Origin of the sequence: Propionispora sp. 2/2-37 (assembly GCF_001298735.1) — a bacterium.
Lineage (GTDB): Bacteria > Bacillota > Negativicutes > Propionisporales > Propionisporaceae > Propionispora.
The window spans coordinates 63,932-89,884 of sequence record NZ_CYSP01000011.1 but is presented as its reverse complement, the minus strand read 5'-3'; the positions used below and the strand labels follow the sequence as shown (position 1 = coordinate 89,884).

The window sequence follows — 25,953 nt, the reverse complement described above, 5'->3', positions numbered from 1 at the left end:
GAGGGAAGAACTTTTTGCTTAGGCAGTTTGCCCCTTACGGACTAAAAAAATGCTGACTAACAGCTTTCTTTGGGCTGGGAAACCGGAGATTTTCCGGAAGAAGTCAAATTTCTAAGCTGGGAAAGCAGCATGCCGCTCAACATCAGGGCACAGCCCCACAGCTCTCTGGTTCCGAGAACTTCCTGAAGGAAAAAATAACCGCCGATAGTGGCAAACACCGTTTCCATACTAAGAATAATGGAGGCATGAGCCGGTTCCGCATACTTTTGTCCGATGATTTGCAGCGTATACGCAATGCCAACGGAAAGCAGGCCGCCGTAGAGAATGGGAATTCCGGCCAGTAAAACCCCGTTCCAGGTAATGGTTTCTAAAGATATAGCGGTTAACAGGCTCAAGCCCGAACAGGTGGCAAATTGGACCCCGGCAAGCTTCAGGGTATCCAGCTTAGCGGAGTAACGGTCGATCAGGATGATGTGGGCTGTCCAGAAAAAAGAGCCGGTTAATTCCAGCAAATCACCGGGAGACATGGTGAAATTTTCCTTAACACATAGAAAAAACAATCCGCTAACCGCCAGCATGCAGCTCAGCCAGGTGACTACATTGGTCCTCTGTTTGAGAAAGATACCGGCAATGGGTACAAACACGGTGTATAAACCGGTAATAAAAGCCGCTTTGCCGGCGGTTGTATACAACAGCCCGATTTGCTGGAAGGAAGCGCCGAAAAATAAAATGCAGCCGGCAAGGACACCGATCCGGACAGCGGATTGTGCCGGGTAGGGCGCCCCGGCTGATTCTTTTTTGCGCTTACGGAAATAAAGCATCAGGGGAATCAGGGAAACGCTGCCCAGGGCGAAACGGATGCCGTTATAGGTAAACGGACCGATATGTTCCATCCCTGCCTGCTGGGCAACGAAGGCGAACCCCCAGATAGCGGCGGTCAATAATAGTACCAGGTTGGCTGTTGATTTCATAATAAGGACTCCTTATGTAAAATAAAAACTACTTATATACAATATCATTATTATATATAAGTAGCTTATGTACTTCAATCTTTTTATCCAGGGACTACATTTTCAGATGGGGTTGAAACCCTGCCTGCAAATGAGTTTTCTTTATTTTCCGACGCTTGAGGCCAGGCTTTCCGATTAATTCTCCAACGTAATTTTCTGGATGACAACATCTTCCAGTGGTTTATCGTTTGCGCCCGTTTTCACATTACCAATGGTTTTTACCACATCCAGCCCCTCAATGACCTTACCGAAGATGGCGTGTTTGTTATCCAGCCAGGGCGTCGGTTCCAGGGTAATAAAAAACTGGGAACCACCGGTATTCGGTCCGCGATTGGCCATGGAAAGAATGCCTGCGGCATTGTGCTTCAGGTCGGGATGAAATTCGTCGGGGATAGTATAACCCGGTCCACCGGTTCCATTGCCTTTCGGGTCCCCGCCCTGGATCATAAAGCCATCAATGACCCGGTGAAAAATCAGGCCGTTAAAAAATCCCCTGTTAGCTAAGGAAGCGAAATTTTCAGCTGTTTTGGGAGCTTTATCGTCAAACAGCTCGACCTTGAAAGAACCTTTGGAAGTTTCAAATACGGCAATGCGGTTTTTCACAACCGGTTGTTCCTGCTTTGCCGGTTCCGGGGATTCGGAAGGCTGGCTGGCCAGTGAGCAGCCTGTTCCGGCCAAAAGCAGAAGCAATAGTCCCGTACAGCATAACATCATTACTTTTTTGTTCATGTTGGTCTCCTTTGGATCATGGTAGATTGCATGGCAGCCGTGCTATTCTTTAGCATAAATTCTGGCAGAAGAGTTGTCAAGTTATGTCCGGATTTTAGCGTGATGCCACAATTTTACTTTGTTAGTTCTCCGGTTGTGGCACATACTATCAGCAAAAATAGGCGGTGATTACAATATGCTGTTTACGCAGGCAGAAATCACTATCAAGCAGGTACGTTATGCTGATTTAAAAATATTGGAGGATATGTTCACCCGGGAGTTCGGTGGTGAACTGGACAGTAGCATCATTCGGCAGCGCATTCACCGGCTGCATCAGTTCTATTTTCTTTTGCTGCCTTTACGTCAGGTTTCGCCTTGGATAAAAAACTTTTTTACTATCTACATTATTCGGGTCAGAGGTCATATTGCCGGATTTTTGCAAATTTCCTATCTCAATCACCGGCAAATCCACCTGGATTATTTTACCATAAGCAAACACTACCGTGGACAGGGGATCGGAAGTCAGGTATTGCAGAAGTTTTTAGCCGAAGCGGCAGATCAACAAGGCCATGATGTTGTCCTGGAAGTACGTACCGATAATCCCGCCTACCGCCTTTACAGGCGGCTGGGATTTTCCAGTCAGGCTCAGGTCATTCATTACAGCATACAGTTCCCCAACACCGGCGCTGATCGGCCGGTAGAAGCTCTTGACGGATTTCGTGTTTTGCAGCCAAGTGACCGCCCGCAGCTTTTCGGACTGTACCGGGCCAGTATTTCACGCCGGCTGCAGCGCTTTATCCGGCGCTGTTACCGCGAATTTAACCCCAGCTTGTTTATACGCAATCTGGAGTGGATAAAAAACCGGCTGATGCACAATACCAAAAGAGAATATGTGCTGATACGTGATGACCGGACGGTTGCTTCGCTGGATATACGAAGTTACGAAAAAAGCCATACTCATTTTATCAGCATGATGCTCCATCCGGCTTACGAGAAGCTGCGCGGGGAACTGCTGGGGCAGGTACTGACCATTTTGCAGGCAAAATACGGTCAAGGAACAGCGTACACCACCGTATACGATGATATGATTGATAAACAGCAGGCATTGGAACGAATGGGGTTTGTGCGCCAGGATACGTATTATGTCATGCTGCGCCCTATGATTATGGAAAATTTTAGGAATGGCAAGGGGTTGGGCAGACCGGTTCCGTCAAAACAGCGCTTTACTTTACATCGCAACGATAGTTAGGTATAATGTAAAATCGCTTGGACTTTACATGAAGGGTACGTGATGGGGCAAATGGAAAACCAAACTTCGAATGAGCAGCATATCCAGAGGGGGCTTAAGAATCGCCATATCCAAATGATCGCTTTAGGCGGTGCCATCGGGACCGGGTTATTCTACGGCTCCGCTTCAGTCGTAAAAACAGCGGGACCAGCCGTTCTGTTAGCCTATTTGGTCGGCGGTGCAGTTATTTTTTTTATTATGCGGGCATTGGGTGAGATGTCGGTCGATAATCCGGTATCAGGCTCTTTCAGTCATTATGCCTATCAATACTGGGGAGATTTGCCCGGATTCATGGGAGGATGGAACTACTGGTTCAATTATATTGTTGTCAGCATGGCGGAGCTTTCTGTTGTCGGAACATATATTAACTTTTGGCTGCCCGACATTCCCATATGGATTTCCGCCCTGGCTTGTCTGATTCTGGTAACCATGATCAATCTATTTCACGTCAAGGCCTACGGTGAGTTGGAGTTTTGGTTTGCGATTATTAAGGTACTGGCTATTATTGGCATGATTATTTTTGGTTTTCTGATTATCGTTTTTGGCGTTGGCAATGGGGGTCAGCCGATCGGATTCAGTAATTTATGGCAGCATGGTGGATTTTTTCCCCATGGACTGCAAGGCGTGATTCTGTCTTTAGTCATGGTCATGTTTTCTTTTGGCGGCGTGGAGTTAATCGGGATAACGGCCGGAGAAGCGGAAAATCCGCAGAAATCCATTCCGCAGGCCATCAATCAGGTGGTATGGAGGATTTTGCTTTTTTATGTGGGGGCGTTAACGGTTATACTGGCGATATTCCCCTGGAATCAGATCGGCCTGACAGGCAGTCCTTTTGTACAGATTTTTACCCATGTAGGTATTCCGTCGGCGGCGAATGTATTAAATGCCGTGGTTCTGACTGCTGCGCTGTCGGCCTATAACAGTGCCTTGTACAGTAACGGCAGGATGCTGTACGGTTTGGCGGTTCAGGGTAATGCCCCCCGTATATTTGCCCGATTGAATTCTTCCGGGATTCCGGTTGCCGCGATATTGACCTCAACCGGGTTTACCTTGATCGCAGTCCTGTTAAGTTATCTGAATCCGGAAAAAGTATTTTTATATCTAATGGCATTGGCAACGATTTCCATTATTATAAACTGGGCCATGATACTGATTGTGCAGTTGAAATTCCGCCAAAGGAAGGCGCAGGGACAACAAAAATTAGCGTTCAGGATGCCCTGGCATCCGGTGTCTTCCTACATTAGTTTGCTGTTTTTGTTGTCCATTCTGGGAATCATGGCCTTCATTCCCGACATGCGCTACTCTCTTTACATTGCTCCGGTCTGGCTGGTATGCCTGTATGTCGGGTATCAAGTAAAAAAGCGCAGGGGGTAAGCGCGGATAGAAAATTGTATTGAAAAAACGAACAAAATTATGATAAGTCTCTTCTAAAAAAACATGTTATCAAGTATAATAATAAAGTAAATGAATATGGTGATGTATAGAGGAGCGAATATTATGAGTATCTGCAGTGAGCCGGCCGGCTGAAGCTGCAGGGAAGGGAATGTTCGCCGAAGCAGGATGTTTTAGCCGGAAGATTCTGCTGGGGTTGTATTGAAGAAATACAACACTGTCATTCAATTATCCCATTTTTGAATGAAGCGCTATCTCACGCAGGGATCTTGCCAGTATGACAAGGTATGCTGTGGTTGTGAGAGTGTTCACGGCCATTTTTTTTTTGCCCGGGAAGAGAGACAGTTATATTGAGGAGGTTCTTTATGGACAAGCAGGTCAGTGTGCTGGAAGCAATCTGTCCGGTAAAACCGGAACTAAGAAGGGATATGAAATCCCGACATTTAATGATGATTTCCATTGGCGGGACCATTGGTACCGGGTTATTTTTAGGTTCCGGCCAAACGATCAGTCAGGCCGGGCCGGCCGGTGCCATTTTGGCTTATATGGTGGGCGGCTTTATTATGTATATGGTCTTATTGTGCCTGGCTGAGCTTTCGGTAGCTATGCCGGTATCCGGTTCGTTTCAGAGTTATGCTACCCAATTTATTTCACCGGGGGCCGGTTTTACCACCGGCTGGCTGTACTGGATCAACTGGGCGGTGTGCATTGCGGCCGATTTTACCGCCGCCGGAATTATTATGCATAACTGGTTTCCGCAGGTTCCCGTTTGGATTTGGTGCGGCATTTTTGCCACCATGCTGGCCCTGCTGAATGTGATTTCGGTTAAAGCCTATGGCGAGGCCGAGTTTTGGTTTGCCGGAATCAAGGTAGTGGCCATTGTTTCTTTCATCATTGCCGGCGCCGGCCTCATGTTTGGTTTCACCGGACATGAGGGCGCTATCGGATTCAGTAATTTTTCTACCGGAAGCGGTATTTTCCCCCATGGTTTTTCGACGGTGTTTTTGACGATGATCGCTGTGGCCTATTCCTTCCAGGGGGCTGAACTGGTAGGCATTGCAGCGGGGGAATGTAAGGAGCCGGGAAAACATGTGCCACGGGTAATACGGGGCATTACTTTTCGTATTGTTATTTTTTATATTTTAGCTATAGCAGTTTTGTCCGCTACCATCCCCTGGCAGGAGGCAGGTGTGCTGGAAAGTCCCTTTGCCCAGGTTTTTGGGCGGATTGGGATCCCGGTTGCTCAGGATATTATGAGTTTTGTCGTACTAACCTCCGCGTTATCTGCCGGTAACTCGGCCCTATACGCCTGTTCCCGCATGTTATGGTCGATGGCCAAGGAAGGGATGGCTCCCCGTTTCCTTGCTACCGTAAATGGTAACGGAGTACCGTTTTACGGGGTAGTGGCTACCCTGATTCTGGCCTGTTTATCGCTGCTGACCAGTGAATATGCAGCCGATACGGTCTATTTATGGCTGATGTCCAGCACCGGGCTGACCGGCTGTTTAATTTGGGTAATTATTGCCTGGTGTCAGATGAATTTCCGGCAAAGGTTTTTGCAAGCCGGCGGTTCACTGCAGGAACTGGTATTTTGCACCCCGTTTTATCCGATCGTTCCACTGCTGGCCCTGGGGCTGAATCTGGTGGTTATTTTCAGCCTGTATTTTGATGAATCCCAGCGTATTGTATTATATACCGGCATTCCACTACTGTTTGCCATTTATGGTTATTATGAATTGTTCCTAAAGCATAAAGTCAAAAGCGAATGCCGTCCGGAGGTATCCAATTCATAATCCGTGGCAGCAAACGGATTGACGATTGCAGGAATATAGGTTACACTTATGAAATGATACCGCAGTTTTTTAAAGGGGAGTAGCTCGGGAAACAGAGTCAACATACTGATGGTGAGCAGCCGTCTGGTTCTGTTTATTGATATCATGTCAATTAGCGAGACCTTTAGCATGGTTTTTTTTGCTATGCTAGGGGTCTCGCTTTTTTGTTACACTATGCTTAAAGGGGGATTTTACATGGCTTTTTTAACTTCGCTGGTGTTTGTCATTCTGGCAGAGATGGGTGATAAGACACAATTGTTAGCCATGGCGTTTGCCACACGTTACCGCTGGCAAACGGTTATGTGGGGTGTGTTGGCTGCTACCGTTTTGAATCATTGGCTGGCAGTGATGGCCGGTACTTATATTACCCAGTTCATTCCCATGAACTATGTGCGGATTGCAGCCGCAGCCGCCTTTGTTCTTTTCGGGCTGTGGACAATTCGTGGCGACGAACTTGACGGCGAGGATAAAGCAACGAAGTACGGTCCGTTCTGGACGGTGGCGACCGCGTTTTTTATTGCGGAAATGGGAGACAAGACCCAGTTGGCCACTGTCACTTTGGCGGCGCAATTTGATCATGCCTTACCGGTATGGCTGGGAACAACCATGGGTATGATGGTCGCTGACGGTTTTGGTATTATTGTTGGCATTGTTATGGGAAAACACATACCGGAGCGGGCGGTACAGTGGTTTGCAGCGGTTAGTTTTATCTGTTTTGGCCTTTTCGGTTTGTATCAGTCGTTGCCGGGTAAGTTATTAACCGCACCGATAATCGTAGGGGCGCTGATTATGCTGACGGCGGCGGTCTGTCTGCTGTCCCGTATGCGCAACGGGCCGCCCGACCCGACAATGGAAAAGTAGGGGCAGGAGAGCTATTGACGATTTTTCCTGTAAATGGTAAAATATTTATATCTATCTATATTTGATTGAAAATCAGTTTCTGGTTTTACTAGGAACAACGCTTCAATTCATTGCAGGGAGGACGTCCGGATGAATAAAGCATTGCTGGTCATTGATTATACGTACGATTTTGTTGCCCCGGACGGTGCTTTAACCTGTGGTGAAGCGGGACGGCGGCTTTACGGGCCGGTGAAAAAAACGGTGGACGAGTTGACCGGTAATGATAAAATAGAGGAGCAGGCAGGGCTTTTTCACTTTATTGACAAGAGCCGTTATTCTTCGTTTGCCGGCAACGACCTGGCATTGCGGTTGCGGGAACGGGGTATCCAGGAAGTCCATTTGACCGGTGTCTGCACCGATATTTGTGTGCTGCATACGGCGGTAGATGCCTATAACCTTGGTTTTAACATAGTTGTTCATGCCGATGCGGTTGCCAGCTTTGATCCGGCGGGGCATGCCTGGGCTTTGCGGCATTTTGCCCGGGCACTGGGGGCAACTGTTGAGAAGGCCATACCATGACTTTTCAGACAAAAAACACCTGCGCGGCGGAGCAGGTGTTTTCTCCATAACCGGTGTTATTCTACCGGTTCATAGTGAATTTCCCAGGTCAGGGTTCCCGGACGGGAAGAATCTTTAAAAATCCTTCTTTCGTGCATGCTGTAGCCAACGACGGTAATACTGATTGCTCTTCTTTCCGGTGCGAAGGTTTTATTTTTGCTTCCGGGAGGAATCATGTCGGTTTCACCATTTTCCCAGACAATTTTAATCATGGATTTATCGGCATGTTCACCGTCGGCTTCGAATGCAATGATGCTGAGGTTTTTAGCGAAGCGTCCGTTCAGGGACTGGGTAAAGGCAGCTGTTCCTTCAAAGGCGACATGGTTGCCGCTGAGAATCCGTAATGACGGCAGGGGAATAACCGTTACCGCGTTGGGGATATCCGGCCCGTTCGCGTTGGCGGATTGTTCCGTCGCCGGCGGTAACCCGGCTGTTGACTGTCCGGGGAAATGACCGGGGTATAAAAACAGCCCGTAGAATAAAACGAACATCATCAGGGAACCGGCAGTGAAGGATTTCCAATGAAGTCTCATAAGTTTCTCCTTGCAGTTGGTATAAAAATTCGGATACTATAATCATATATGATATTTTCGCCGATAACAATCGGCAAGGGAAAAATCCGGACAGGAAAAAGAATGAAAAAAATCAGGGCCTTTCCGTAATCGGCAATGGAGCTGTGGCCGGTTATTTGTTTTGTCGGCGGCAGTAGATTTTTTTCTGAAATATTTTCAGGTAAAAATCTGGAGGTAAACTAAGATTTGGTTTTGAACGCTACAACTACCGGAGCGGTCAAAACAGGAATATATCCCTAATTTACATGGAGGTGTGTAAGCAATGTCTGTTCATGAATTAGCAGGTAAAAAAGCACCTAAAAGTATATTAACCAATATTCCCCGCTTGATCAGTTCTTATTATGTTATTCATCCCCAGGCTGGTGATCCGGCACAGAAGGTATCATTTGGCACCTCGGGGCATCGTGGCAGTTCTTTTAAAGGTACCTTTAACGAAGATCATATTTATGCAATTACCCAGGCTATTTGCTGCTATCGGCAGGAACAGGGCATAACGGGACCGCTGTTTATCGGTTTTGATACACACGCTTTGTCGGAACCGGCGTTTATTTCCGCAGTGGAAGTGCTGGCGGCAAACGAAGTGGAAACCATGATCGCCAAAGACCATAATTACACACCCACTCCGGGAATCTCCCACGCCATTTTGACGTATAACCGGGGACGGAAAACTGGTTTTGCCGATGGCATAGTCATTACACCGTCCCATAATCCTCCGGATAATGGCGGTTTTAAATATAATCCTCCCAACGGCGGCCCGGCTGACACCGGCATAACGCAGCAGATCGCCGATAAAGCCAATGGTTTCTTAAAACACGGCAATAAAGAGGTAAAGCGCATCCCTTATGAACGGGCTTTGCGGTGTGCCTGCATTCATGAGCATGATTTTATCACACCCTACGTGGAGGATTTAGATACCATTCTGGACATGGAGGCCATCCGGTCGGCTGGACTGAAAATGGGTGCCGATGTGCTTGGCGGTGCCGGACTGGGTTACTGGCTGCCGATAGCCGACCGGTACGGGCTTACTATTGATGTCATTAACGGCCATCCGGATCCGACTTTTCAATTCATGCATGTCGACAGTGACGGCAAAATACGCATGGATTGTTCCTCGCCTTTTGCCATGGCCGGGCTGATTGAACTTAAGGACAGCTATGACCTTGCTTTTGGCAATGATCCGGACTTTGACCGGCACGGTATTGTCAGCCGCAGCGCCGGGCTGTTAAATCCTAACCACTATCTGGCGGTCGCCATTTCTTATTTGTTTCAGCACCGCAGCGGCTGGCGCCGTGATGCTGCAGTCGGCAAAACCTTAGTCAGTTCCTCCATGATTGACCGGATTGCCCGTTCGCTGGGGCGGACGCTGGCAGAAGTGCCGGTCGGTTTTAAATGGTTTGTTGACGGGCTGGCCGACGGTTCCTTTGGTTTCGGGGGAGAAGAAAGCGCCGGAGCTTCCTTCCTGCGCAAAGACGGTACCGTATGGACCACCGATAAGGACGGGATAATTCTCTGCCTGCTGGCCGCCGAAATCATGGCTAAAACCGGGAAAGATCCCGGAGAATATTATCGTACGCTTACCGGTGAATTTGGCGATCCGGTTTATGAACGGATTGATGCCGTGGCCAATACCGCACAAAAGACGGTGCTGAGTAAACTGTCGCCGGAGCAGGTGAAAGCCGATGTTCTTGCCGGTGAGCTTATTACCGCTAAAATTACCAGAGCTTCCGGTAATCAGGCCCCTATCGGCGGGCTGAAGGTATGTACTGAAAATGGCTGGTTTGCCGCTCGCCCTTCAGGAACCGAGGAAGTATATAAAATTTATGCCGAAAGCTTTAAGGGGAGGTCCCATCTGCAGGACATTCAAAAGGAAGCCAGGCAGATAATCAGTGATACCTTTACAGCGGCCGGAGTATAGCTGATGGAAGACAATGAAGGAGGTGAACCTACTCTCGTGTCCAGGTAATAAACAGATAACCTGGTTGACAGAGAGCTAGGGATTTATTGGACCCTGCGTCTATTATTTTAAATTTATTTTTAGTAATGGTTCTGGTTTTGTTAAATGGTTTTTTTGTGGCGGCTGAATTCGCCATGGTGAAGGTGAGAGGATCGCGGATTGAAACTTTACTACAGGCAGGTAATACAAGGGCTAAGTTTGCCAAAAATTTAATTGAGCATCTGGATGCCTATTTGTCGGCCTGCCAACTAGGAATCACGCTGGCTTCGCTGGGCCTGGGCTGGATAGGTGAGCCGGCGGTGGCTACACTTTTGGAACCTGTTATGGCCGGGCTTGGTTTTTCTACACAGGTCATTCATACGGTGTCTTTTGCGCTGGCTTTTTCCTTCATTACCGCTCTGCATATCATTTTAGGGGAACTGGCGCCTAAATCGCTGGCGATACAGAAGGCGGAAGGCGTTGCTTTGTGGACTTCACTTCCCTTGATTGGTTTTTACCGGTTGATGTATCCGTTCATTTGGATTTTAAATACGATTGCCAATATGGCTTTGCGGGTCCTTGGTATTGAATTGGCCAACGAACAGGAGGCTGCCCATACTGAAGAAGAAATCCGCATTCTAATGGAAGAAAGTCATAAACAGGGTTATATTAATAAAACGGAACTTACTTTTGTGGATAATATTTTTGAATTTGCTGAAAGAAATGCCCGGGAAGTGATGATTCCGCGTACGGATATGATCTGTCTGTATGCGCAGGATACTTTTGATGAAAATCTGGGCAAGGCTTTACAGGAGCAGCTTACCCGCTATCCGGTCTGTGATCCGGATAAAGACAATATTATTGGTTTTGTGCATATTAAAGACTTACTGGCGGCAGTAGCCCAGGGCAATAAGCCGGAAATCCGCTCCATGGTGCGGGAGATTACTGCCATTCCGGAATTTATGCCGATTAGCGAATTGTTGAGGCTGCTGCAGAAAAACCGCTCACAGATAGCCATTGTTGTGGATGAATACGGTGGAACGGCCGGCCTGGTTACTGTCGAGGACATTTTGGAGGAAATCGTCGGGGAAATCCAGGATGAATTTGACGAAGAACGTTCGGCGATTGAATTTTGCGGGGAAGGCAGCTATTCGGTTGACGGCCGTCTGCTGCTGGAAGAGCTGAATCATACGCTGGATATTAAACTGGAATCCGACGATGTCGATACCATTGGCGGCTGGGTATATTCCCAGGTTGAAATGCCGCCGCAGACCGGCCAGCTGATAGAACATGAAGGGTATCAGTTCGTCATTGAAGAAGTGGATCATATGCGGATTACCCGGATTGTAATCCGTAAACTGGAAGTTGACGATATCGTGCCGGAAGAGAATAAAGCCGTCTGATTAAGAAAAATGACAGTCTGGATATTGCCTGCCTGTGTGCAGCAATTCCAGGCTGTTTTTGTTTGTCTGGCCTGTCGGAAGACAGAGGCGATCATTATTCCGGATACAAACATAGAAAATGAAAAATTATCAATACTATATATGCGGATAGATTCTTACAGGGAAGGAAGGGTGGGAGTGGGCAAAAAAACGGTTCGGTATAAAACGCTGAAAAAATTATCGGAATCACTGCCTTGTGCTTCCCGCCCCCGGACCCTGCGGGCCCTCAATACTTTGCAAAAAGTGATCAAAGACAGTTCGCGGGCCGCGGATACCATGGAAAGCGTGCTGCTTACATTGCGGCAGAGCATCCTGAACCGGTACAGCATATCGGGCAATCTGCGGGATAACGAATTATTTTTAAAGCATGTTTTAGATAAATCGTCTGATTTGGTTTACCGCAGTTTTCAGGTGGGAAATACGCCGGGATTGCTTATTTTTGTAGACGGGCTTACCGACAAAAGATTAATCAATACCGATGTTTTACGGCCGCTCATTCAATACGGCAAAGATGTAAAGCCGGAAGAAATGCTGCAGAACCGTGACCTGAAAGAGATTTTGCAAAACCGGGTTATCACTTCGGCGCAGCTCAGCGCCGGAACCATGCTGGGCGAAGCCGTGGACAGAATCCTGTCGGGTGATGTGGCCATTTTTCTCGACGGTATGGAGCAGGTGCTGTTTGCCAGCCTGCGGTCCTGGGACAGGCGCAGCGTGGAAGAACCGCAGGTCGATCCTGTAATCCGGGGGCCGCGCGAAGGGTTTACGGAAAATCTAAGAACCAATACCAGCATGATTCGCAGAAGACTGAAAACTTCCGACTTAAAAATGGAATTGCTCCAGGTTGGCCGCCTCTCGCAGACCAATGTTGTGATTGTCTACCTTGCCGGTATCCCGGACGATGCCCTGGTGGAAGAAGTCCGTAGAAGAATCGGCAGGATTGAGGTTGATGCAATCCTGGAGAGCGGTAACATTGAAGAACTGATTGAAGATGATCCGGCTTCGATTTTTCCTCAGTTTGCTTATACTGAACGGCCGGATAAGCTGGCGAGCAGCTTGCTGGAAGGTCAAATTGGGATACTGGTTGACAATACTCCGTTTGCCTTGATTGCACCACAAACTTTTTTTCAAATGATGCAGGCGCCTGATGATTATTATGAACGTTCGACGGTCATGACGTTTATCCGGCTGATTCGGTTTGTCTTTTTATTTATTGCTTTACTGCTTCCGGCCTTATATATAGCCGTATCGACTTTTCATCAGGGGATGATTCCCACTACGTTATTATTCTCCATGGCGGCTTCCCGGGAAAACATTCCTTTTCCTGCTTTTGTTGAGGCCATGATCATGGAAATTTTCTTTGAAGGCTTGCGGGAGGCCGGTGTCCGGTTGCCGCGTCCAATCGGGCAGACAGTGAGCATAGTAGGAGCGCTGGTCATCGGGCAGGCTGCCATACAGGCCGGTATTGTGTCGGCGCCCATGGTCATTACGGTATCGATAACGGGTATTGCCTCCTTTATCATTCCACGCTTTAATCAGGCGTTAGCTATTCGTGTGCTGCGTTTTCTGCTGATGATTTTGGCGGGGACGTTGGGATTGTATGGAGTGTTTGCAGGGTTTTTAGCCATTTTGATTCATATGGCCAGTTTGCGGTCCTTTGGCGTGCCCTATTTGTCGCCGGTGGCTCCTCTGGAGTGGAGAGCGCTTAAAGATGTATTTATTCGTGTCCCCTGGTGGGCGATGATTACCCGTCCGGATTTTGCGGGTTCTGAAGGCGACCGGCGTATGGACGCTGCGTTGCGGCCCCGGCCTCCCCGATAGTCCGTTTTTTCAGGCTGAATAGGAGATGCGAATGCGGTGAAAACAATCGGAATTTTCTTACTGGTAATGATGAATACGGTGATGTTGTCCGGCTGCTGGGACCGGATGGAAATCAATGATCTGGCGATTGTTACGGCTGTGGGGATTGATAAAACGGAAAAAGGTGAAATTTGCCTTTCGCTGCTTATCCCTACTCCTAAGAGGTTAGCCGGCAGTAGTGGTGGAAACGGAGGAGGTGGCAGCGGCGGGGGTGGCAACGGCGGAGGCGAGGATACAGCCCCGACCATTCTGATTTCCGAATGTGGTGAAGGCATTGTTGATGCTTTTCGCAAGCTGCAGGGGAAGTCCTCGCGTGAGATTATGTTTTCGCATGTGCGGCTCATTGTCATCGGCGAACGGCTGGCCAAAGATGGCGTTGCAGATGTGCTGGACTTTTTTTCGCGGTACCGGCAGTCAAATCTGAGAGCGCACATTTTATTTTCGACAAACAATATTGATGAAGTGCTGGAGAGTGATCCGGGGATCGAACAGACAGTGTCGGAACTGATCAGGGAAGAAGGGGAAGAGGGGGTAGGGATCCGGACCGATCTAAAAGACTTTATTCGCATGCTTACCGAGGAAGGAATAAACCCCATTGCAGGCCAGATTGTCATGCTTCCGCTGCTTGCGAAACATGACGACAATGCCGCGAGGGAGAAACCGAAAGAAGAGAAGTCGTTTAGCTCCGTCAGAGGCGCGGCTGTATTTCGTAAAGACGTCCTAGCCGGCTGGATCAGTGATGCCGAAACACGGGGCATATTGTGGCTGCGCGGTGAGATAAAAGAAGGGGCCGGTGGGATTACGGTGGATATCCCGGAGGACAAGGGGGGAGGGAAAATTGCCGCCCGTGTGCGCGGCGCCAGGACGAAGCTGCAGCCTGACATTCATGATGGCAAATTAAGCATAGCTGTGTCTATTGAAGCACAAGTCGTTATTTATGAGAGTTCGTCCAAAATAGATTTAAGCGATCCCAAATCCATTTATTATATTGAAAAATTGTTGGCAGATGATATCAATGAAAAAATTGCAATTGCCTTAGAAAAAACACAAAAACAGTTGCAATGCGACGTGGTAGGCTTTGGAAATGCCGTTTATCGTAAGTATCCTGCAGAATGGAGAAACCAATACAAGGAGAGCTGGCCTGAATACTATCCCGGTCTTGATATACAGGTGGCCAGTAAGGTCTGGATACCGAGGGTCGGCTTTGTCACAAACTCATTAGTACGCCAGGAAGATAAATAATACCATAAGAGGTCCATATGGAGAGAATATCGAGTTATCAGTTGTTTGCTATCACTGTGTTATTTCAAATCGGTACAACTATTATTTTTGGGTTTTCCGCATCTGCCGGACGCGATGCGTGGATTTCCGTCTTGCTCTCCACTGCACTGGGGATAATGGGGATTTCTTTATATCTGGCTCTCATGAAGCTGCATCCGGGATTAACGCTGGTGGAATGGTATCCGCGGCAATTCGGGCGGTGGCTAGGCACGCCGATAGCCTGGCTGTACCCCTTGCTGTTGATTTACGATGCCGGCCGTGGTCTCGGGGATTTGCGGGATTTGATACCGACAACCATTTTGCCGGCAACTCCCCATGTGGTTATTTTAGGGATTTTTATGATGTTAATTGCTTATGTCCTGTTCTGCGGTATCGAAACCCTGGGACGGCTGGGGGAGGTTTGGCTGCCCATACTTTTTATAACGGTGATTATCGAAATTGTATTAATCATTGGTTCGGAAATCGTGCAAATTGAGAGCCTGCAACCGATTGCCGGGCAGGGGTGGGAGAAAATATGGAGTACCGTCTGGCCTCTCGGCGTGACGCAGACCTTTGGGGAAACCATCGGTCTGGCCATGATCTGGCCGTTGGTCAAAGAATCAGGAAAGATTGTGAAAACAACGTTGGCGGCGACCATCCTGGTGGGTTTTTTTATTGCCCTTCTGGATGCCGTGGCGATCAGTGTGCTGGGAGAGGCGACTTTTACCCGCAGTATCTATCCGCTGTATGTATTGATCCAGCAAATTAATGTGGCTGATTTTATTCAGAATCTGGATGCTCTGGGAGTGATGTACTTTTTGACAACGACTTTTTTTAAGCTTTCCATTCATCTTTTTGGTGCCATTTATGGAATGCAGAAGCTCACCCGGGTCAAAAACAGCCGTATTTTTATTTTGCCTGTTACCCTGATTGTGCTGTACCTGGGATTAAAAATGGCCTCCAGTGTCTTAGACCATATTGATACCGGTCTTAAGGTCCTGCCTTATAATTTATGGGTGCCGCTCTTTTATGTATTACCAACTATCCTGTTTGTGGTAGCCTGGTGCAGGCAGAAGCTGACAAAAGGAAAGAGGGAGATGAGGTAAACATGGATAAATATCTATTCCCCTGGCAGTCGCATATTATGAAAGAATATCCCTGGGAGATGCCGTTATTTATGGTTGTTCTGGCGATCATGCTTTCAGTGGTAACCTGGATGCGGCAGAAGAAATAAAGGAAGCTGCCGCCGGCATAAAGACGGTAGCAGCTTCCTTTATTCTGATAGCATAAGCGCTATTCACAAACGATAACCTCAATACCGGCTTGCCGGTATTTCTCCAGACAGTGTGCCGGAGCCTTGGCATCGGTAATAATGACATCCACCTGGTTGGACCGGGCAAAACTGGCAGTCGAGTTCCGGTCAATCTTTAGGTAATCTAACAGAGCGACCACTTTCTTTGCTTTGGACATCATCAGCTTTTTAAGTTCGCATTCATGCAAATTAAAATCGGTCAGGCCTTCTTCCAGAGTGAAGCCCTGAGCGGAAACAAAGATGATGTCGGCGTTGATTTGGTTAATCAGGTTTTTGGCCAGCAGCCCTTCCAGGGAGCCGGATTTCGGGCGGACGATGCCTCCGGTTAAAATGACGTTGATATTGGGGTTGTCTTTGAGTTCGATTGCTGTATAGATTCCGTTGGTTACCACCATAAGCCGCTCAAAGTCCCGCAGATATTTTGCCAGTGTTAAACAAGTGGAACTGGCATCAATGATGATGGTGCTGCCATTATGGATAAAATCCAGGGCTTTTTGGCAGATGATATCTTTCTCCTGTTTATTGATTAACTGGCGTTTGGAAAAACTGAAATTTTGCTGAATGCTTTGGGGAATAACAGCACCGCCATGGGAACGTTCCACTAAGCCGTCTTCTTCCAGTTTGCGCAAATCATTGCGGATGGTGCAGGCGGATACTCCGAGTAATTTTTCCAGTTCGTTTGTGGTGATTTTTTTTTGTTTATATAAAACATCTAAAATTTTTGTTCTTCTTTCCAGAGGAAGCATAGGTATCCCTACTTTCTAAGATGTCTCAATTTTAGCATTTTAGCAAATGAAAAAATAGTCCTAAAATAAATTGTAACAAAAAAATGATAATATGAAAATAACGTTTTGAATAATATATGAAAACATGATAAAAAATAATGAAAAAAATAATAAAAGCAAAAATATGAGAATTAAAAAGAAAATAAACGATAATAAACGGCAATATAACTTAAACAAACAATATTAAAGATTATTGAATTTTTACAAAAAAATAGTTCGGTGTTACTATTTGATTAAGAAAGATACATGAAATGAACGGCTCTCCACCCCATGAAGAAGCTGTTTACGGCGTGTATTTTTGGAAAACAAAGAGTAGAGAGGTGTGCTGCTATGAAACTATTCATCGACACAGCGAATGTGGAAGATATTCGCAAGGCCAATGATATGGGCGTTATCTGCGGTGTAACGACAAATCCGTCTCTGATTGCCAAAGAAGGAAAAGTGTTTGAAGAAGTCATTAAGGAAATCGTATCCATCGTTGACGGTCCCATCAGTGCGGAAGTTATTGGGCTTGAAGCGGATCAAATGGTTAAAGAAGCAAAAGAACTAGTAAAAATTCATAAAAATATTGTTATTAAAATTCCGATGACGGCGGAAGGACTGAAAGCTGTCAAAATACTTTCCGCTAACAATATTAAAACCAATGTGACTTTGATTTTTTCGGCAGCACAGGCTCTTCTGGCCGCCCGGGCGGGTGCCACCTATGTAAGTCCGTTCCTGGGACGGCTGGATGATATCGGTGACGAAGGGATGCGGCTTATTGGAGAAATTGCCGATATCTTTGCTATTCATGATATTCCGACCGAAATTATTGCTGCCAGCGTCAGAACCCAGATTCATGTGATTCAGGCCGCAAGACGCGGCGCGCATATTGCGACCGTTCCTTATAAGGTAATTGCCGAAATGGTGAAACATCCGCTGACAACCGCCGGCATTGAAAAATTCCTGAAAGACTGGGAAAGCGTACCGAAATAAAAGGTTTTTCGCAGGCAGCCCGTTTGTAAAAAATTCCGGGGGTTACAGGTTCCTTTTAGAGTGTTCCGGCGTTTTTCGGATATAATACTCTACGGTAGACACCAAGGGAATTCCGGTATTTACCGAGAATCAGCTTTTGATAGACAAAAAAGGAGAGCGGTACGGAGGAGCAGGGCTGCCGTAAATTTGGTTTAGTACAGTTTTCGCAGTTAGCAATAAAAATATGAAATTAGAGGTGAAGAAAATGAAAATTGCTATTGGTAGTGATAATGCGGCATTTGAATTAAAAAAAATCTTGATTAAACATGTTACGGAGCTGGGACATGAAATTACGGACGTGGGTATCGACTCACCGGAGGATGCTACCCATTACCCGGTAATCGGGGAAAGAGTGGCGCTGGCTGTTAAAGAACAAGGCTATGACCGGGGGATTCTGGTATGCGGCACCGGTATCGGCATGTGCATTGTTGCCAACAAGGTTCCGGGCGTATGCGCCGCTTTGTGTCATGATACTTTTTCTGCCGAAAGGGCAATCAAGAGCAACAATGCTCAAATCCTGACCATGGGTGCCCGGGTTATCGGGCCGGAATTGGCTAAAAAAATAACCACCACCTGGCTGGAGTCCGTCTTTACTCCCGGTCCTTCTTCGCCGAAAATTCAATTGGTTGCCGATCTGGATACCAAATATAAAAAATAATCATTTTATATAGCTGAGGTATAACCACATCCCCTGAGTCATTGCAGTAGGTTCCATTTAAAACCGGAACCCACTGCAATGACTCAGGGGATGTTTTATTGGGAGGAATGGGGTGCTGGACAGTTTATTGACAACCCGAAACGGATGGTATATAAATGAAGTAATAGTGTTTTTAAAAAATACGGTTTGTCGGAGGAGGGCCGGATGAACTACATACTGTCTCAACTGACTGAAGGGACATATGCCGTCGTTGTTGATGACGCCCATTCCTGGGGGGTGCCGTCTTATGCCAATATCTATGTGATAAAACGGGGAGAAAAAGTCATTCTTATTGATGCCGGTGCCAGGGAATACCGCAGCATCATGCTGGAGGCGCTTGTCAAAATCGGAGTTGATCCGGCAGCAGTGGGCTATTTGCTCCTTACCCACGGGCACTGGGACCATGCGGCCGGGAGTGAAATGTTTTCCAAAGCCCGGAAATTTATCCATAGTAAGGACTTAGCTTTGCTTGAACCCGCTCTTGCTGCGAATTTTACCCCGTTTTCTCCCGGAACGGCAGAACACAGAATGCGGCAGCTGGCTGATTTACCGGAGATCGACATTGTTCATGTCAATACTCATACGCCGGGTTCCGTGGTTTTTTTTGACCGGGAAAGCAAAATTCTTTATATGGGGGATTTTTTCTGCTTCTTTGGGGAACCCTTGCCGGAAGGCAGGCTGATTTCCAATAGCGAAGTCAGCCGCCGGGGAGCCAGCCAATATGTGGCCGGGCAGGCTGCCCGGGGCGGCGAAGAGTTTGAGCGCTTTATGAAGGGGTTAAGCAGGCTGCTTGATTTTGAGCCGGAGTTTTTTTGTACCGGCCATGGCGTGATTTTGCAGGGAGATATTCAGGGCTACCTGCAAAGCCTGTGGCAAAGCGGCCGGCAAAACAAGGAATAACCTTAACGGTATAGGGAGGAATAAGCATGAGTTTTGTATTTGCACATAACAATTTGAATGTGTTGGATTTGGATAAAAGTCTGGATTTTTATAAGCAGGCCCTGCAATTGGAAGAAACCCGCCGTATTGACAATCCGGACTTTACACTGGTCTTTCTTGGTGACGGAAGGACACCGCACAAATTGGAACTTACCTGGTTGAAAAACAGAAAGGAGCCTTACCATCTAGGGGACAATGAATTCCACTTGGCTTTTACAGCCGATAATTTTGACCAGGCCTATGAACTGCACAAATCGATGGGCTGTATTTGCTATGAAAATAAACATATGGGCATCTATTTTATTGCCGATCCGGACGGATACTGGCTGGAAATTCTCCCGCAACGCTGATCCCGTGACCGATGGTCCGCGAAGCTGCTGCGATCGGATGTTGTGAGAATAGCGATGAGGCAATAATTTTTTATTGGTATAAAAGTTTTTTATGATATAATTGAATTAAGCATCGAAGCTCAATGCGTTAGCATTGGGCTTTTTTGTTTAACCGGGTTAAAAAAGTGTAACGGTACTAAGGGGAGAGTTTCCTGCCGTAACCTGGAAGTTCCGGCCAGGTGAGCAATATAACTGGATATTTTGTGGAGTATCAAATTAACAGTAAGGAGTGAACGATGCAATGCAGATAGGTGAACCCATTGATATGCATTTTGTTAAACATGCAGTGGCCGACTGCTGCTGCAGTGTTACCCACTGTGAAAGCTGTGCCGGCAGGCAATGCCTGATTGGTTTTGCCAAGCTGATTGCGGAATATGCCACTACGAAAAAAACATTGTCTATTCCTAACGGAATGACTATGGCCCCGTTACGGGATACTAAAACCTATGATATTGATAATGTGATCATGGCTTTGGCGGCGATTAATTTGTCCTGTAAGAACTGTATGGACAACCATGACGACAACTGTGCGGTCAATATTCTGCGCTATTCCCTGGAGGTGGCTTTGTTAGGACAGCATATTGATTTTGGGGGTAACCCGCTTTCCTACATCCTGGCTATAGCGAAAATTGACGCGGAGACTGGCGATAAGGTGTTACGGGATTACAACCTTCTCAAGCAGGGGCTGGGTGCCTGAGGCAGAAAAATTTTTTTACTGAAGAAATAATGTGGGATTTCTTGGGTAAAAAAACAAATCTCCTAAGACAAGAACATTTTGTCTTAGGAGATTTTACGTTTCAATAGCTGTTTTTCCAAAACGGATGGAAACCCAGGTAAGAAAATGTAGAAGTTTGTTTTATTTTTCATATTTAAGCAGTATGAAACTAATAAACTCATCAATCATCCGCCTGGCCTCGGCCGGCAACTTTTCCAGACGGCTATTGTCTATCGGCGGCTGAGAGTGGTAAGGAGGTGCGGTTTCTGCAACCCGGTGCTGTCCGGTTGTTGGGTAGCTTAACAGGCCGGTGGCGGCGGAAAAAGGCAATTTATAAAAATCCAGCAGCGCTTTTAAGACATTAACGGTAATATTGGTTCTGGCTCCGTTTTCGATCATGCTTAAATAGGATGCGGACATACGAATAGCGTAGTTTCTTTCGATCATCTTTGCAGCGTCTTCCTGACTTAGAACTTTCTTTTCGCGTGCGGTTCGTATTATTTCGCCAAATTGCATGTTATCACCTACTGCTTAAAATTACACACAACGGAAAGAGAAGCCTGTTAACCTTTAGTAAAATTAGTTAACTATCAGTTATTGACTTGTAAAAAACTACCTGATAAAATACAGATAAAAGTCGAAAAAGTATTACTAATAGCGGGAGGTATTTGACATGTTAACGGAGAGGATGTATTCTACCATACAGCATATCCGGCAGGCAGAGGAATCCGTACAGCAAATGTACAAATTGAGCAGCAATAAGCCGGCACGCAAGAACTTTACATCGGAGGAGTGGAATCTATTTGTTGATTCTTTTCAGGAACTGTTGCAGCTGGAATATTCTTTGCGTAAGTTAAAGTATAGTATTGCCGATCGGTACGGACTGCATAACAACCGGCAGTTTGCCGTGCTAGATAGTCATTTGGGTTAGTATGCTTGCTTACTAGCAGTTATTTTTAGTCAGAGAGGCAGAAGGCTGCCAATAAAGGACGTCGGACCTTCTGCCTCTCAAGATGGAAAGAGCATTATGCTGGCAGCAATGAGGTATTCCCATAATAACCGGCGGATAACAAAAATCGGAACCAAAAGCGATAAGAGAAGCCGGCGGCATTTTTTGCCGCCGGCTTCTTCTTTATCATTGGTATGTTAGAAGGTATAGTTTGCTCCGAACCCTACTCCGTCAATGGTTGAAGCATGGTCTTCCTTATAGGATTTGTAGCCCAAAGTTAGGGCCGTTTGCTTGTTTAGTTTATAGTTTACGCCAGTTTGCCATTCAGTGGCAATACTGCTGTTGGTAACCGATAAGTAGCCGTCCAGTTTCGGGGCCATGTTTACTGTGGCGCCAACGCCGTAGAAAAATTTATTAGGCCCGTCTTCATAGCTGCGGTTGCCGGCAATTAAACGGACATTGGGGTCAAGTTTATACTGGGCATAGATATCGGTGGCAGATTCGCCGTTTACCGGGAAGGCGCTATTATTTTCAAGGCCTAAAATCAGTTTCGGTGCCACCGCGCTTTCTAAATAAAAGCTGTCATCTTTTACATCGCTCCAGCCGCCGCTCAGATTGTAATGGGTATAACCCAAAGTGGTTTCCCCTTCCTGTAAATCAGTTAACGGTGCAGCGAAAGCCGAAGTAGCCATCAACATGGTACCGGCGGCTAAAAAAGTACAGATTTTCTTTTTCATATACATTTCCCTCCTGTTTATTCTATTACAGCGTTTACATATGTAGAAGACTATATGTAAACGGCCGGCTATGCATCAGATTATTGGCCAAGAAATTAGGCTGATGATTGCTATAACAAACCGATGCTGTGCCGACCGGTTGATGGGTATAGAATAGCGTAAAACTATGACAAAAATATGACAGCGGAGGAGTGAAGCGGAATAGCTGTGCCGGTTCGGTTGGAAAGCGAATGAAGTGTGAAACAGGTGATCATACTAAGCCTGAGGTGGGGGATATGACAAATAAAAAGAATTTCTATACGGCAGTCTTTGCTTTGCTGGCCGTTTCGGTAGCGGCCGGCTTGTATTGGAAAATGAATCCCCCGGCAGCTAAACCGCTTGCGGAGCGCCCGTCGCCGACGGCCCATCAATTTGCTCCGCCGGTGCGCACCATGATGTCGGTCATTGTTCCGGGGACTTTTCGTTTTCCTGTCGATAAGTATAGGCAGGAACCGGTTGTTCGGGTGTGGATGGCCGATAAAAAAATAGTGGAAAGCATGCCGCTGGAAACTTATCTGGAAGGCGTCATTGCCCAGGAGATGCATAATGACTGGCCGCTGGAGGCATTGGCGGCGCAGGCAATTACTTCCCGTACGTTGACACTGAGTGCTATGGAAGCAGGTACCATCAAAAAACTGCATAACGTCGATGTCAGTACCAGCAAGGAAGAGCTGCAGGCTTATGCGCGGGATAAGGTCAACGATACGGTGCGGCAGGCGGTACGAATCACCAGGGGGCAGGTACTCATGTATGCCGGACATTTGCCATATGCCATCTATAGTGCCTGTAATGGTCAAATAGCGGCCACCAGGGAGGAGAGCTTTCCGGAGGAAATACCGGTTGACACTCCGTATTTTCAGCCAATAAAGGATAATTGTTTCTGGCACGCACCGCTGGCTCAACAAACCTGGTCGGTCAGAATTCCGGCGGAGGAAGTGGCCAGCGTTATCGGTTATGAGGGAAATCCGGCGGACATTCATATCTTGGAAAAGGGAGCCTCCGGACGTATCTTATGGATTGGGGCAAAAGATAAAAAAATGTATGGCTCGGATTTTCGCAAACAGGTGGGGTTTGACAGATTAAAATCCACCTTGATTCATTCTATGGAGTATGACGGCAAAGATTTTATCTTTCAGGGCAGCGGCTGGGGCAATGGAGTGGGCCTTTGTCAGTGGGGAGCGTATACCTATGCGCTGCAGGGCTGGAAAGCCAAGGAGATTGTCAGATACTATTATGTCGGTGCCGAAGTCCAGCAATTATGGCACTAAGGGTGGGCAGAGCTGAAGCGCCACAGTTCATCGGGAACTGCGGTGTTTTGGCTTTTTTTTACAGCCTTCCCCTCGCTGAGACAGTATTTTTTATTTTGCGAACAAAATTGGCAAGCCGCTGAGATTGCGCTATAATATATTCATGTTTATCAGCAGAGTGTAGATCCGTACATACAGAAATGGGACAGAGGTAGGGCATGACGAAACAAATCAATAAGGTGGTCATAGCGGTCACCGGCGTTCAGCGTGATGCGGCGGGCGAAGAGACGCGGATTGAACTGGTGACAGTGGGGAAGTATTCCCGCAAAAACGGCACGGATTACCTTTTATATGATGAAAGCGAAATTTCCGGCATGGAGGGCACGAACACCGCCCTAAAAATATATAACAGCCATGTTGTACTGCTGAGGATGGGGAAAATCGAGCAAAAACAGGAGTTCCGGCTGGGAGAGAAAACATACGGCACGTATATTACACCCTTTGGCAGCATACCTATGGCTGCGCTGACCAGCCGTTTGGAGATAACCGTTTCAGAAAACGGTACCCTGGGTGCCGTATATATTGAATATGATTTGGAGCTGGATGGTCAGTGGCAAAGTACCAATACACTGGGGATTATGATACGGGAGGATTAAAACCATGGATATAAAGAAAGTTCTGCAGCAGGCAATTCAAAATGCTGTTCAGGAGGCTGTCGAGGAGGGGCTGTTTACTGCTGATATGGACCGGCTGCCGGCTATTGTGCTGGATGTGCCGCCGCAGAAAGAATTCGGTGATTATGCGACTAATTTTGCTATGCAAACGGCCCGGCTGGTCAAAACCAATCCACGGATTATTGCGGAAGCCATTGCAAGTAAAGTAAAGGGTGAATGGCTGGACAAGGCCGTGATTGCCGGTCCGGGCTTTATTAATTTTTATTTGCGGCCGGATTGGCTGTACGCTATGCTGAAAGACATACTGCAACAGGGGAACCGTTATGGAAATACCCATACCGGCAAGGGAAAAAAGGTTCAGGTTGAATTTGTCAGCGCCAATCCCACCGGTCCGCTGCATGTTGGACACGGGCGCGGGGCAGTCGTCGGCAGTGCTCTTGCCAATCTGCTGCAGGCGGCGGGATATGATGTCAGCAAAGAATTTTATATCAACGATGCCGGCAATCAAATTGACAATTTGGCAGCATCGGTTAATGCCCGTTATCTGGAATTGTTGGGGCGGCCGGTGGAATTTCCTGAAGACGGTTATCACGGACAGGATATTATTGATACTGCACAACGGATTATTAACCGCGAGGGCGACCGCTATCTGAACATGGAACCGGACAAACGCCTGGCAGTGTTTAAGGAATTGGCTTTAACGGAGAAACTGGCCGGCCTGAAAGCGGATTTGGCTTCCTTTAATGTAACGTTTGATGTATGGTTTAGCGAACGGACGCTCCATAACAGCCATGCTATTGAAGAGGTATGCCGCATTTTTAAGGAAAAAGGGTATATGTATGAACAGGATGGAGCCCTTTGGCTGCGGTCGACCGCTTACGGTGACGATAAAGACCGTGTGGTTATCCGCGATAACAGCGTACCCACTTATTTGGCCGCCGACATAGCCTATCACCGCGATAAGCTGTCGCGTGGTTTTGAAACGCTGATTAATATTTGGGGGGCCGATCATCACGGTTATATCCCCCGGGTACGGGCGGCGATCGCTGCTTTGGGCTATGATCCGGACTGTCTGGAAGTTCTGATTTTGCAAATGGTCAGCTTGTATCAAAACGGGGAATTGGTAAAAATGTCCAAACGGACAGGGCAGGGGGTAACCCTGCTGGAACTGATTGAAGAAGTGGGCCGGGATGCGGCACGGTTTTTCTTTGTTATGCGGTCTATTGACAGCCAACTGGATTTTGATCTTGATCTGGCCAAATCACGTTCCAACGAGAATCCGGTTTATTATATCCAATATGCGCATGCACGGATTTGCAGCATTTTCCGGCAGGTTAAAGAAGCCGGGATTGCTGTCGACGGTTTGGCGGAAGGGAAGCTGGACTGTCTGCAGGAAACTGTGGAAATTGATCTCATAAAAAAACTGGGAGACTATCCGGAAGAAGTGGCCAATGCAGCCCAAGAACGGGCGGTACACCGCATAGCACGGTATGCCCATGAACTGGCCGGATTGTTTCATGCTTTTTATAATCAATGCCGTATCATCGGGGTGGATAGCGATCTGCAAAAAGCCCGTCTGGCGCTGGTTACCGCTGTGCAGAACACCATTCGACATTCGCTGGGAATCTTAGGAATAGATGCACCGGAAAAAATGTAAAAAAAGAGGAATTCACTGATATTCTGGTGAATTATAGCACATTCAGA

26 protein-coding genes and 1 riboswitch are annotated in these 25,953 nt (G+C 47.1%); of the genes, 20 read left to right on the top strand and 6 right to left on the bottom strand.

The window, feature by feature from the left end:
- Positions 1–56: 56 nt before the first annotated feature.
- Both P22_RS12910 and P22_RS12905 read right to left on the bottom strand, forming a co-directional pair.
- Positions 57–971, bottom strand: a complete 915-nt coding sequence (locus P22_RS12910; RefSeq protein ID WP_054260660.1) for a DMT family transporter — start codon at positions 969–971, stop codon at positions 57–59.
- A 174-nt stretch (positions 972–1,145) separates the two neighbouring features.
- Positions 1,146–1,739, bottom strand: a complete 594-nt coding sequence (locus P22_RS12905) for a peptidylprolyl isomerase (protein WP_054260659.1) — start codon at positions 1,737–1,739, stop codon at positions 1,146–1,148.
- A 175-nt stretch (positions 1,740–1,914) separates the two neighbouring features.
- On the opposite strand from P22_RS12905, the gene P22_RS12900 reads away from it, so the two are divergent.
- The 5 genes from P22_RS12900 (at position 1,915) to P22_RS12880 (ending at position 7,649) form a co-directional block, all read left to right on the top strand.
- Positions 1,915–2,967, top strand: a complete 1,053-nt coding sequence (locus tag P22_RS12900; RefSeq protein ID WP_054260658.1) for a GNAT family N-acetyltransferase — start codon at positions 1,915–1,917, stop codon at positions 2,965–2,967.
- A 42-nt stretch (positions 2,968–3,009) separates the two neighbouring features.
- Positions 3,010–4,380 carry an amino acid permease gene (locus P22_RS12895; protein ID WP_373432677.1) on the top strand — a complete coding sequence of 457 codons (1,371 nt, stop codon included), beginning with the start codon at positions 3,010–3,012 and terminating at the stop codon, positions 4,378–4,380.
- A gap of 99 nt (positions 4,381–4,479) precedes the next feature.
- Positions 4,480–4,660, top strand: a riboswitch (Lysine riboswitch).
- Between the two features lie 103 nt (positions 4,661–4,763).
- Positions 4,764–6,191 (top strand): amino acid permease, encoded by a 1,428-nt coding sequence (locus P22_RS12890; RefSeq protein ID WP_054260657.1) that lies wholly within the window; start codon positions 4,764–4,766, stop codon positions 6,189–6,191.
- 234 nt (positions 6,192–6,425) lie between these two features.
- Positions 6,426–7,091, top strand: a complete 666-nt coding sequence (locus P22_RS12885; protein WP_054260656.1) for a TMEM165/GDT1 family protein — start codon at positions 6,426–6,428, stop codon at positions 7,089–7,091.
- Between the two features lie 129 nt (positions 7,092–7,220).
- Entirely contained in the window at positions 7,221–7,649 is a 429-nt protein-coding gene (locus P22_RS12880) for a cysteine hydrolase family protein (RefSeq protein WP_054260655.1), read from the top strand.
- A 56-nt stretch (positions 7,650–7,705) separates the two neighbouring features.
- Here the strand turns inward: P22_RS12880 and P22_RS12875 are convergent, their stop codons facing one another.
- On the bottom strand, positions 7,706–8,221 hold the full coding sequence (locus tag P22_RS12875) for a hypothetical protein (protein ID WP_054260654.1): 516 nt from the start codon (positions 8,219–8,221) through the stop codon (positions 7,706–7,708).
- 301 nt (positions 8,222–8,522) lie between these two features.
- Between P22_RS12875 and pgm the strand changes: the two genes are divergently transcribed.
- The 6 genes from pgm to P22_RS21395 all read left to right on the top strand — a co-directional run bounded on the left by pgm (position 8,523) and on the right by P22_RS21395 (position 15,986).
- On the top strand, positions 8,523–10,175 hold the full coding sequence (gene pgm / locus P22_RS12870) for a phosphoglucomutase (alpha-D-glucose-1,6-bisphosphate-dependent) (RefSeq protein ID WP_054260653.1): 1,653 nt from the start codon (positions 8,523–8,525) through the stop codon (positions 10,173–10,175).
- 125 nt (positions 10,176–10,300) lie between these two features.
- Positions 10,301–11,596, top strand: coding sequence for a hemolysin family protein (locus P22_RS12865; RefSeq protein WP_082378490.1), 1,296 nt, complete (start codon positions 10,301–10,303; stop codon positions 11,594–11,596).
- Positions 11,597–11,773: 177 nt separating this feature from the next.
- Complete coding sequence (locus P22_RS12860) at positions 11,774–13,453, top strand: spore germination protein (RefSeq protein WP_216598077.1); 1,680 nt, start codon at positions 11,774–11,776, stop codon at positions 13,451–13,453.
- A gap of 36 nt (positions 13,454–13,489) precedes the next feature.
- Positions 13,490–14,734, top strand: a complete 1,245-nt coding sequence (locus tag P22_RS12855; protein WP_054260651.1) for a Ger(x)C family spore germination protein — start codon at positions 13,490–13,492, stop codon at positions 14,732–14,734.
- Positions 14,735–14,751: 17 nt separating this feature from the next.
- A complete protein-coding gene (locus tag P22_RS12850) occupies positions 14,752–15,858 on the top strand; it encodes a GerAB/ArcD/ProY family transporter (RefSeq protein ID WP_054260650.1) in 1,107 nt (368 codons plus the stop codon).
- A 2-nt stretch (positions 15,859–15,860) separates the two neighbouring features.
- Complete coding sequence (locus P22_RS21395) at positions 15,861–15,986, top strand: hypothetical protein (protein WP_255351803.1); 126 nt, start codon at positions 15,861–15,863, stop codon at positions 15,984–15,986.
- A 59-nt stretch (positions 15,987–16,045) separates the two neighbouring features.
- Here P22_RS21395 and P22_RS12845 read toward each other — a convergent pair whose 3' ends face one another.
- Positions 16,046–16,810, bottom strand: a complete 765-nt coding sequence (locus P22_RS12845; protein WP_054260649.1) for a DeoR/GlpR family DNA-binding transcription regulator — start codon at positions 16,808–16,810, stop codon at positions 16,046–16,048.
- Positions 16,811–17,179: 369 nt separating this feature from the next.
- Between P22_RS12845 and fsa the strand changes: the two genes are divergently transcribed.
- The 5 genes from fsa to P22_RS12820 all read left to right on the top strand — a co-directional run bounded on the left by fsa (position 17,180) and on the right by P22_RS12820 (position 20,585).
- Positions 17,180–17,824, top strand: coding sequence for a fructose-6-phosphate aldolase (gene fsa / locus P22_RS12840; RefSeq protein WP_054260648.1), 645 nt, complete (start codon positions 17,180–17,182; stop codon positions 17,822–17,824).
- A 244-nt stretch (positions 17,825–18,068) separates the two neighbouring features.
- Positions 18,069–18,521, top strand: coding sequence for an RpiB/LacA/LacB family sugar-phosphate isomerase (locus P22_RS12835; RefSeq protein WP_054260647.1), 453 nt, complete (start codon positions 18,069–18,071; stop codon positions 18,519–18,521).
- 204 nt (positions 18,522–18,725) lie between these two features.
- Entirely contained in the window at positions 18,726–19,460 is a 735-nt protein-coding gene (locus P22_RS12830; RefSeq protein ID WP_054260646.1) for an MBL fold metallo-hydrolase, read from the top strand.
- A gap of 26 nt (positions 19,461–19,486) precedes the next feature.
- Entirely contained in the window at positions 19,487–19,849 is a 363-nt protein-coding gene (locus P22_RS12825; RefSeq protein ID WP_054260645.1) for a VOC family protein, read from the top strand.
- A gap of 280 nt (positions 19,850–20,129) precedes the next feature.
- Entirely contained in the window at positions 20,130–20,585 is a 456-nt protein-coding gene (locus P22_RS12820) for a hypothetical protein (protein WP_054260644.1), read from the top strand.
- A 159-nt stretch (positions 20,586–20,744) separates the two neighbouring features.
- Here the strand turns inward: P22_RS12820 and P22_RS12815 are convergent, their stop codons facing one another.
- Entirely contained in the window at positions 20,745–21,119 is a 375-nt protein-coding gene (locus P22_RS12815) for a helix-turn-helix domain-containing protein (RefSeq protein WP_054260643.1), read from the bottom strand.
- A 157-nt stretch (positions 21,120–21,276) separates the two neighbouring features.
- On the opposite strand from P22_RS12815, the gene P22_RS12810 reads away from it, so the two are divergent.
- Positions 21,277–21,534 (top strand): hypothetical protein, encoded by a 258-nt coding sequence (locus P22_RS12810; RefSeq protein ID WP_054260642.1) that lies wholly within the window; start codon positions 21,277–21,279, stop codon positions 21,532–21,534.
- 215 nt (positions 21,535–21,749) lie between these two features.
- On the opposite strand, the gene P22_RS12805 is transcribed toward P22_RS12810, so the two are convergent.
- Positions 21,750–22,289 carry a hypothetical protein gene (locus P22_RS12805; RefSeq protein WP_054260641.1) on the bottom strand — a complete coding sequence of 180 codons (540 nt, stop codon included), beginning with the start codon at positions 22,287–22,289 and terminating at the stop codon, positions 21,750–21,752.
- 275 nt (positions 22,290–22,564) lie between these two features.
- Between P22_RS12805 and P22_RS12800 the strand changes: the two genes are divergently transcribed.
- The 3 genes from P22_RS12800 to argS all read left to right on the top strand — a co-directional run bounded on the left by P22_RS12800 (position 22,565) and on the right by argS (position 25,906).
- A complete protein-coding gene (locus P22_RS12800; RefSeq protein ID WP_054260640.1) occupies positions 22,565–23,596 on the top strand; it encodes a SpoIID/LytB domain-containing protein in 1,032 nt (343 codons plus the stop codon).
- A 197-nt stretch (positions 23,597–23,793) separates the two neighbouring features.
- Positions 23,794–24,231, top strand: coding sequence for a YwiB family protein (locus P22_RS12795; RefSeq protein ID WP_054260639.1), 438 nt, complete (start codon positions 23,794–23,796; stop codon positions 24,229–24,231).
- 4 nt (positions 24,232–24,235) lie between these two features.
- Positions 24,236–25,906: an arginine--tRNA ligase gene (gene argS / locus P22_RS12790; RefSeq protein WP_054260638.1), complete on the top strand. Its 1,671-nt coding sequence runs from the start codon at positions 24,236–24,238 to the stop codon at positions 25,904–25,906.
- Positions 25,907–25,953 lie beyond the last annotated feature (47 nt).

Coding starts and splice junctions, on each gene's coding strand:
- P22_RS12885 (WP_054260656.1), top strand. CDS start 6,426: ATGGCTTTTTTAACTTCGCTGGTGTTTGTCATTCTGGCAGAGATGGGT.
- P22_RS12900 (WP_054260658.1), top strand. CDS start 1,915: ATGCTGTTTACGCAGGCAGAAATCACTATCAAGCAGGTACGTTATGCT.
- P22_RS12810 (WP_054260642.1), top strand. CDS start 21,277: ATGTTAACGGAGAGGATGTATTCTACCATACAGCATATCCGGCAGGCA.
- P22_RS12905 (WP_054260659.1), bottom strand. CDS start 1,739: ATGAACAAAAAAGTAATGATGTTATGCTGTACGGGACTATTGCTTCTG.
- P22_RS12865 (WP_082378490.1), top strand. CDS start 10,301: ATGGTTCTGGTTTTGTTAAATGGTTTTTTTGTGGCGGCTGAATTCGCC.
- P22_RS12880 (WP_054260655.1), top strand. CDS start 7,221: ATGAATAAAGCATTGCTGGTCATTGATTATACGTACGATTTTGTTGCC.
- P22_RS12875 (WP_054260654.1), bottom strand. CDS start 8,221: ATGAGACTTCATTGGAAATCCTTCACTGCCGGTTCCCTGATGATGTTC.
- P22_RS12830 (WP_054260646.1), top strand. CDS start 18,726: ATGAACTACATACTGTCTCAACTGACTGAAGGGACATATGCCGTCGTT.
- P22_RS12820 (WP_054260644.1), top strand. CDS start 20,130: ATGCAGATAGGTGAACCCATTGATATGCATTTTGTTAAACATGCAGTG.
- P22_RS12825 (WP_054260645.1), top strand. CDS start 19,487: ATGAGTTTTGTATTTGCACATAACAATTTGAATGTGTTGGATTTGGAT.
- P22_RS12805 (WP_054260641.1), bottom strand. CDS start 22,289: ATGAAAAAGAAAATCTGTACTTTTTTAGCCGCCGGTACCATGTTGATG.
- P22_RS12850 (WP_054260650.1), top strand. CDS start 14,752: ATGGAGAGAATATCGAGTTATCAGTTGTTTGCTATCACTGTGTTATTT.
- P22_RS12815 (WP_054260643.1), bottom strand. CDS start 21,119: ATGCAATTTGGCGAAATAATACGAACCGCACGCGAAAAGAAAGTTCTA.
- P22_RS12835 (WP_054260647.1), top strand. CDS start 18,069: ATGAAAATTGCTATTGGTAGTGATAATGCGGCATTTGAATTAAAAAAA.
- P22_RS12890 (WP_054260657.1), top strand. CDS start 4,764: ATGGACAAGCAGGTCAGTGTGCTGGAAGCAATCTGTCCGGTAAAACCG.
- P22_RS12910 (WP_054260660.1), bottom strand. CDS start 971: ATGAAATCAACAGCCAACCTGGTACTATTATTGACCGCCGCTATCTGG.
- argS (WP_054260638.1), top strand. CDS start 24,236: ATGGATATAAAGAAAGTTCTGCAGCAGGCAATTCAAAATGCTGTTCAG.
- P22_RS12795 (WP_054260639.1), top strand. CDS start 23,794: ATGACGAAACAAATCAATAAGGTGGTCATAGCGGTCACCGGCGTTCAG.
- pgm (WP_054260653.1), top strand. CDS start 8,523: ATGTCTGTTCATGAATTAGCAGGTAAAAAAGCACCTAAAAGTATATTA.
- P22_RS12845 (WP_054260649.1), bottom strand. CDS start 16,810: ATGCTTCCTCTGGAAAGAAGAACAAAAATTTTAGATGTTTTATATAAA.
- P22_RS12800 (WP_054260640.1), top strand. CDS start 22,565: ATGACAAATAAAAAGAATTTCTATACGGCAGTCTTTGCTTTGCTGGCC.
- fsa (WP_054260648.1), top strand. CDS start 17,180: ATGAAACTATTCATCGACACAGCGAATGTGGAAGATATTCGCAAGGCC.
- P22_RS21395 (WP_255351803.1), top strand. CDS start 15,861: ATGGATAAATATCTATTCCCCTGGCAGTCGCATATTATGAAAGAATAT.
- P22_RS12895 (WP_373432677.1), top strand. CDS start 3,010: ATGGGGCAAATGGAAAACCAAACTTCGAATGAGCAGCATATCCAGAGG.